Here is a 6,000-nt window from a genome sequence, read left to right as displayed (position 1 = left end):
GCCCGGATGGACAGGGTTTTTCATCGCCATAATATTCTCTCCTCAATGATAGTCTACTAAATCCACATCAAAAGCGTGGCCATCTTCAAACCGGAAAATGATCCGGTGATTCCGTGACACGGTCACACTGTAAAACCCTTTCAGGTTGCCCGTGAGCCGATGAAAGCCAAAGCCTGTAATATCCAGTTCATGCACCGTGTGGGCTGTATCTAAGATCGAGAGATACAGTTCGGCTTTCTCGGCAATATCCGTGCGAAGGCCGCTCCGATCGCCTTTTTCGTAGAGCTTTTTTAAGCCGCGATGCCTAAAATTCTCAATCATTGGTTATTGTAACACGTAACATGACATGTTACAATAAGTTTTTGGTGGGAGTAAGTTGTTGAAGTGGCTAGCAAAAGATGAAATTATTTGTCGTAATCTATATTATCACACATATTTGATAACCTAAATTCTCTTCCCAAAAGAAATGCGAGAGAACTTTTTTAGTGTTTATGTTCCAGTATTACATGAATTCTGTTATAAAGCACACCCATTATGAAATTCAAAATCAAACCAGCGGAAATATTCAAAGAAATGCAGTGAAATAAATATGTAGTCGATTTACCAATACCGTTAATTGATTCCCCACCTTCTTAAAGAAAATAAAAAAAAACCTCTCGACATTAGAATTTTTTGTCGAAAAAGTTCCTTCTATGAATAGTCCGGCAAACAAGAGTCACACTGAAAATGACGTTAGCAGCCTAGCCAATGAGCTTGAAGCGTGGTCCACATCTGTTGATGAAATATTCAAAAATAGTGATATCCGTTTAGATGCCACACATTTTAACCCTAAAGCTGCAGGCACCCTTAAAAAGCTAAAGGATTCGGGAGTCAAGCTTAGCCCACTTTCTGAATGGGCAAGGGTTGAGCTTAGGGGACAGTTTACACGTATCTGGGCAGAAGACGCCGAACATGGCATCCCTTATTTAAACGCAACAGACCTTCTTAGCCTTCTCGCTCTCGGTGTTCCAGCTGGTGGGATGCGATACCTGTCACATGCCACAGAAACTAATGTCGACGCCTTACTGATTCGTGAGGGCTGGTTACTCATGACATGTAGCGGCACAATAGGGCGAGTATTTTATGTTCCAAAACGACTCAATGGTTGGGCATCCACTCATGACCTAATCCGAATTATTCCCAAAGACGGAGGGTTGATTGGCTACTTGCTCGCGTGGCTTTCGACCCCTGATGCACAGTCGCAAATCTTTAGCCACACTCATGGTGGACAAATCGATCATGTAACCGATGACCAGGTAGCCGAAGTCCTGGTTCCCTCTCTACCAAAAAAGAAAATGGAAGAGATTCATCAAAGAATGATGGTCGCACTTTTGGATCGGGAAAAAGCAATTGAAACCCTAAATAATGCATGGCCGGATTCATGAGCGAAACTGAGGAATCAGAAAATATCGTTTATCTCGTGCCACCCGGAAAGTTGCGGTGCTACGTCACCGGTAAGCTTCGAAAAGATACCCCAGAAGAGCATGTCCGCCAGCGTTGGGCGAGAAGCCTCGTCGAGGAATACGGATATCCCAAAAATGCCCTTGGAGTAGAGGTTAAGATTAACATGGGGCGCGCTCGGAAAAGTGCAGACATAGTTATATTCCGGCAAGGTGCTCCACATGTACAGGAAGAGGTGTTCATAATTATTGAGGCTAAGCGAGACGACAAAAAGCCCACCGATGAGAAATATGGAGAAGGCCAGTTAATGAGTTACATGTCGGCTTGCCCAACAACCCGTTTCGGCCTTTGGGTGGGCGAAGAACGGCGCGCCTTCCAGCGGTTACCTGAAACAGGAAAGATTGATCGAATTGGTGATATCCCAAGATTTGGTGATGATGAGCCAGAGCGCCCAACTAGAGCTGATCTCGTTCCGGCACATGAATTGACCTCCGTCTTCCGCCGTTGCCATAACTATATTTATGCCAACGCCGGTCTTCAGAAGGCCGAAGCTTTTCACGAAATGTTAAAGCTAATCTTCTGTAAGACATACGATGAAGAAGAAGGTGGAGACCAACTTCAATTTTCAGTTCACCCCAAAGAGCGTGTCTCGGAAAGCGGTCAACGCAGACTCATGGAAGAGCGGCTTTCGCCGCTTTTTCAGCGTATACTGGAACGTTATCCTTTCATCTTTGATGAGGGAGAGCGAATTAAACTAGAGCCTCGCGTCGCAGCCTACGTCGTTTCCGAACTTCAATACTTGTCATTTTTGGAAACAACCACAGATGTTAAGGGAAAAGCTTATGAAGAGCTTGTTGGCGAAAATTTGCGTGGAGACAGGGGTGAGTTTTTCACTCCGCGTAATGTTTGTGACATGTGTGTTCAGATAATCATGGCGCTATACCCGGAGACGCAACTGACAGCGCTAAAGGTCTTGGATTGCTGTAGTGGGACTGGCGGGTTCTTGGTTTCTTGGTTAACAAACCTGCATAAGGTAATCTTACGACAGGAAGAGGCCCGTCGTTCAAACGTAGTCAAGGCACGTGAACATGCTAGACGACGGGTGAGAGAGGCCTGCAATCGAAATCTTTTTGGCCTGGATATCAACCCATTTCTTGTTCGGACATGTCAAATGAATCTTGTCTTGCATGGGGACGGTTCATCAAATGTGGTCCGTGCAGACTCTGTACAATCACCAGGAGAATGGGAAGAATCAGCAAGGCGCAAAACTCCATATGGCAAGGCGGACATAGTATTAACTAATCCCCCATTCGGCGGCAGCGCGAAAATCGACGATGGGCATATCCTAGACCAGTATGAATTGCCCCGATCAGAATCCCGGGAGCGCCGAGCGTCAATGCCAGCCGAGCAACTGTTTGTCGAGACGGCCTTGAAATTCGTGAAGCCCGGCGGCCACTTAGCGATAGTATTACCCGACGGAATTCTAAATAATCCTGGCCTCCGTTTTATTCGTTCTTGGTTACTTCGGCGCTCGCGCCTAATTGCGTCTATAGACCTACCAAAAACGACATTCAAAGCAAGTGGTGGGGTTAACAATCCTAGTGTACTTCTGGTGCAAAAACTTACCCGTGAAGAAGCAGAACAGGCGGATAAGGGAATTGTCGATCACATCTATCAGGTGTTTATGGCAGTTCCCAAAACCTCAGGAATTAACAATAGGGCCAAAGCGGTTTACCTGCGGCAGCCTGATGGGCGTGAAAAGACCACCGAAAAGGGTGACAAAATTATTGATGATCAGATTGCCGCAGTCCCCGAAGCTTTTCGTGAATGGCGAAGGTTGAATAAATAACCTCTAACTTAAAAAAGTTAGAGGAACTCTATTTTTCCTGTTTGCTTTATTTTCCACAAGTTATCAATTGTGAAAACCTGTTTTCTTTTTTTTATGGCCTACACTGTATTAGCAAATTGGGGCCGCCCAATCCATGTTGCGAGAAGAAGGTACGATGAAGATTATTTCCTTTGATGATGCGTTGAAAGCCACAGAACATCAAAACAATAGACATATTCTCCTGGGAAACGGGTTTAGCCGCGCCTGCCGAAATGATATTTTCGACTATTTTTCATTATTCGAGAATGCAGATTTCGCTGCTTTATCCAAACACGCCAGGTCGGTGTTTGACGCTCTGGAGACGACGGATTTTGAAGTTGTCATTGAAGCACTTCGTTCTACAGCCAAGGTGATCTCTGTTTACAAAGAAGATAAAAATGGATTTTCCAAAACGCTAAAAAAAGATGCAGATGGGCTGAGAGAAGTAATGGTCAGTGCCATTGCGGGCAGTCACCCAGATCTCTTATCTGAAATCAGCGATGATTCCTACCAGGCTTGCAGAAAATTTTTGTCCCATTTCAAGAGGATTTTCACGCTCAATTACGATCTGCTCTTGTATTGGACTGTGATGCAGAAGGAACTGGACTACGAAGTAAAAAGTGACGATGGTTTTCGCAATCCGGATCACGGAGAAGAGGAATATGTTACCTGGGAAGTTGAGAATTCATACAACCAGACCATTTATTATTTGCATGGCGCTCTTCATTTGTTTGATTCCGGGGTGGAATTGCAGAAATACACATGGAGTAAAACCGGTGTGCGGATTAAAGAACAAATCACGATTGCTTTGGAAGATGGGAAATATCCCCTATTCGTGGCAGAAGGAAAATCAGAAGAAAAATTAGAGAAGATCAAACACAATGCCTACCTGGCTCAAGCATTTGAGAGTTTTTCAAAAATTGGAGGTGCCCTCTTTATTTTTGGAAACTCGTTATCCCCAAACGACGATCATTTTCTTAGGCTGATTGAAAAAGGGAAAGTCACTCAACTCTGCGTAAGCATTTTTGGAAAACCAAGCGTTCAAGCCAACCAGTCCATAATCAAGCGGACAAACCAAATTCAACAAGCCAGAACTAATTTAGCTGCAACCAAAAAGAAAAAACCACCCGAGCTCGATATTTACTTTTTTGATGCTGAATCTGCTCAGCCGTGGGGGTAAAGCAGCAGAATAAGATGATGTACCATTGTTTGCGGAACATCAAATTCAACAGTAAATCGGTAGTATCCTGTTTAGCCTTTTCGGGGTTTAGTTTGCATATCTTTTTGTGCTGGTTGGTTACCGTGTTGTCCAGAAAATTCGTTTTACACAATAACGGTTATCTGACAAAATCAAATTCCTTCGCTTTCGTTAACAAATGTGAGTGGTCAGGGAACCGATACCAGTCTTTTTCAACAAAGCCCCCTACCCTGTTAAACCGCCGATACAAACCTTCACCTGAGAAAAGACTACAGGAATGGTCAAACAAAAAAATCCCGTCATCAATCAGACACGAGTGAAACGCCATTCCCGCCTTGAGGGCTTCGCGAGGCATGTTTCATACAGCCCCCCTGCCCTATTCTTTGTCTTCAGGTTCATTCTTTTTGGGAAATAACACCACCCGGCCAGAGACGGCTACGTGTGCAGGAAGCTCTAAGGTAATATTACCGCTGTCATTGGCAAAGGCGGTCCCCACGGTCGTCCACGCGGTTTTCTCTTCCCCGTCCTTTTCATAGGTTTCGGGAACCGCAATTTTATATTGGATGTTTTCAGTCATCGTTTTCTTCTCCACTCAGTAGGTCATTGAAAGCCCCACCTAGCCCGATTCGGGGAATGATGTAAAGAAAAATGCTGGGGGAATGCGCTTACAGACGTAAGGGTGTTGTCGGTCGGCCGCGATTATAAACCGTCATTTCATAAAGCTGGACAGCTCTCAGGATGCGCCTGTGATGCTCTTCCGGTGTCAGGTAGGGCAAATTGGCAATATCTTCTAACATCAATGTGAGGTCGGGATATTGCCGCGCATAGAGCCTATGCAACATGTCCGGGGGAACCAGTGTAAGAGGAATACGTGTGGCCATTCATTCAGTATGAAGAAAAAACCCAGCACGGGCCAGAAAAAACCGCATATGGAGAAAAAGTGGTCAATAGAAACAGGGTGAAGAAAGCTAAAGGCGAAATATGGAGAAAATCTGGTCCATAGCCCCTGCCCGCCCGTAAAAGAAACATGGCCCAAGGCTGATCAGTTCAAGGAAGGCGATGCCTTTGGAAGACAAACCCAAGCCTGACATGCCTTCGGAGCCGACACGTTCACAAGAGCGCCACCCGGATCGGATCGTCATAGGGTAAAAGCGAGAGCGTCCCTTGACGCCGGGAGGATGGCGCTATGCTCTTTCCGGTGAAGAAGGAAAACACAAGAACCATCTTTTCATAACGCTGAGGTCTTTCCCACACGCTTTCCCTGAAAACAAAACGATGTTCAATACCAAGCTCCGTGGTCCGAATCTTGCGGATTTCTACCCTTAATAGCGCATTTTCTTTTTTTCTTTCTCTGGTTTTTTTCATAAGTCTTTTTTTTAATTAGTATCGAGGTTTTGGGAGATACCTTTTTAGAAGGCCATGCGGAGCATGGGGCGAAGTGAGCAGAGCGAACGGAGGGTAGGTGCAAAATATGAATGCGACTGGGTGTAGCGTC

8 protein-coding genes are annotated in these 6,000 nt (G+C 45.2%); 3 read left to right on the top strand and 5 right to left on the bottom strand.

Features of this window, described 5'->3' with window-relative positions; all coding sequences use genetic code 11:
* Positions 1 to 42: 42 nt before the first annotated feature.
* A complete protein-coding gene (locus ACTRXD_RS00515) occupies positions 43 to 321 on the bottom strand; it encodes a type II toxin-antitoxin system RelE/ParE family toxin (RefSeq protein ID WP_442429932.1) in 279 nt (92 codons plus the stop codon).
* A gap of 371 nt (positions 322 to 692) precedes the next feature.
* Here ACTRXD_RS00515 and ACTRXD_RS00510 point away from each other — a divergent pair, with 371 nt between their 5' ends.
* The 3 genes from ACTRXD_RS00510 (at position 693) to ACTRXD_RS00500 (ending at position 4,487) form a co-directional block, all read left to right on the top strand.
* Positions 693 to 1,424: a restriction endonuclease subunit S gene (locus ACTRXD_RS00510; protein WP_442429931.1), complete on the top strand. Its 732-nt coding sequence runs from the start codon at positions 693 to 695 to the stop codon at positions 1,422 to 1,424.
* On the top strand, positions 1,421 to 3,289 hold the full coding sequence (locus ACTRXD_RS00505; protein ID WP_442429930.1) for a restriction endonuclease subunit M: 1,869 nt from the start codon (positions 1,421 to 1,423) through the stop codon (positions 3,287 to 3,289). The genes ACTRXD_RS00510 and ACTRXD_RS00505 overlap by 4 nt, the downstream gene beginning before the upstream one ends.
* 154 nt (positions 3,290 to 3,443) lie before the next feature.
* The gene (locus ACTRXD_RS00500; protein WP_442429929.1) at positions 3,444 to 4,487 is read left to right on the top strand and encodes a DUF4917 family protein; all 1,044 of its coding nucleotides are present in this window, start codon (positions 3,444 to 3,446) and stop codon (positions 4,485 to 4,487) included.
* Between the two features lie 157 nt (positions 4,488 to 4,644).
* Here the strand turns inward: ACTRXD_RS00500 and ACTRXD_RS00495 are convergent, their stop codons facing one another.
* The 4 genes from ACTRXD_RS00495 to ACTRXD_RS00480 form a co-directional block, all read right to left on the bottom strand.
* Complete coding sequence (locus ACTRXD_RS00495; protein WP_442429928.1) at positions 4,645 to 4,860, bottom strand: hypothetical protein; 216 nt, start codon at positions 4,858 to 4,860, stop codon at positions 4,645 to 4,647.
* A gap of 21 nt (positions 4,861 to 4,881) precedes the next feature.
* On the bottom strand, positions 4,882 to 5,082 hold the full coding sequence (locus ACTRXD_RS00490; RefSeq protein ID WP_442429927.1) for a hypothetical protein: 201 nt from the start codon (positions 5,080 to 5,082) through the stop codon (positions 4,882 to 4,884).
* A gap of 88 nt (positions 5,083 to 5,170) precedes the next feature.
* Positions 5,171 to 5,386: a hypothetical protein gene (locus ACTRXD_RS00485; RefSeq protein ID WP_442429926.1), complete on the bottom strand. Its 216-nt coding sequence runs from the start codon at positions 5,384 to 5,386 to the stop codon at positions 5,171 to 5,173.
* A gap of 229 nt (positions 5,387 to 5,615) precedes the next feature.
* The gene (locus ACTRXD_RS00480; protein ID WP_442429925.1) at positions 5,616 to 5,870 is read right to left on the bottom strand and encodes a hypothetical protein; all 255 of its coding nucleotides are present in this window, start codon (positions 5,868 to 5,870) and stop codon (positions 5,616 to 5,618) included.
* Between the last annotated feature and the right edge of the window lie 130 nt (positions 5,871 to 6,000).

Origin of the sequence: Nitrospira sp. T9 (assembly GCF_052156535.1) — a bacterium.
Lineage (GTDB): Bacteria > Nitrospirota > Nitrospiria > Nitrospirales > UBA8639 > Nitrospira_E.
Note: the sequence above shows the minus strand (reverse complement) of the source record. Positions and strands in the feature narration are given on the sequence as shown.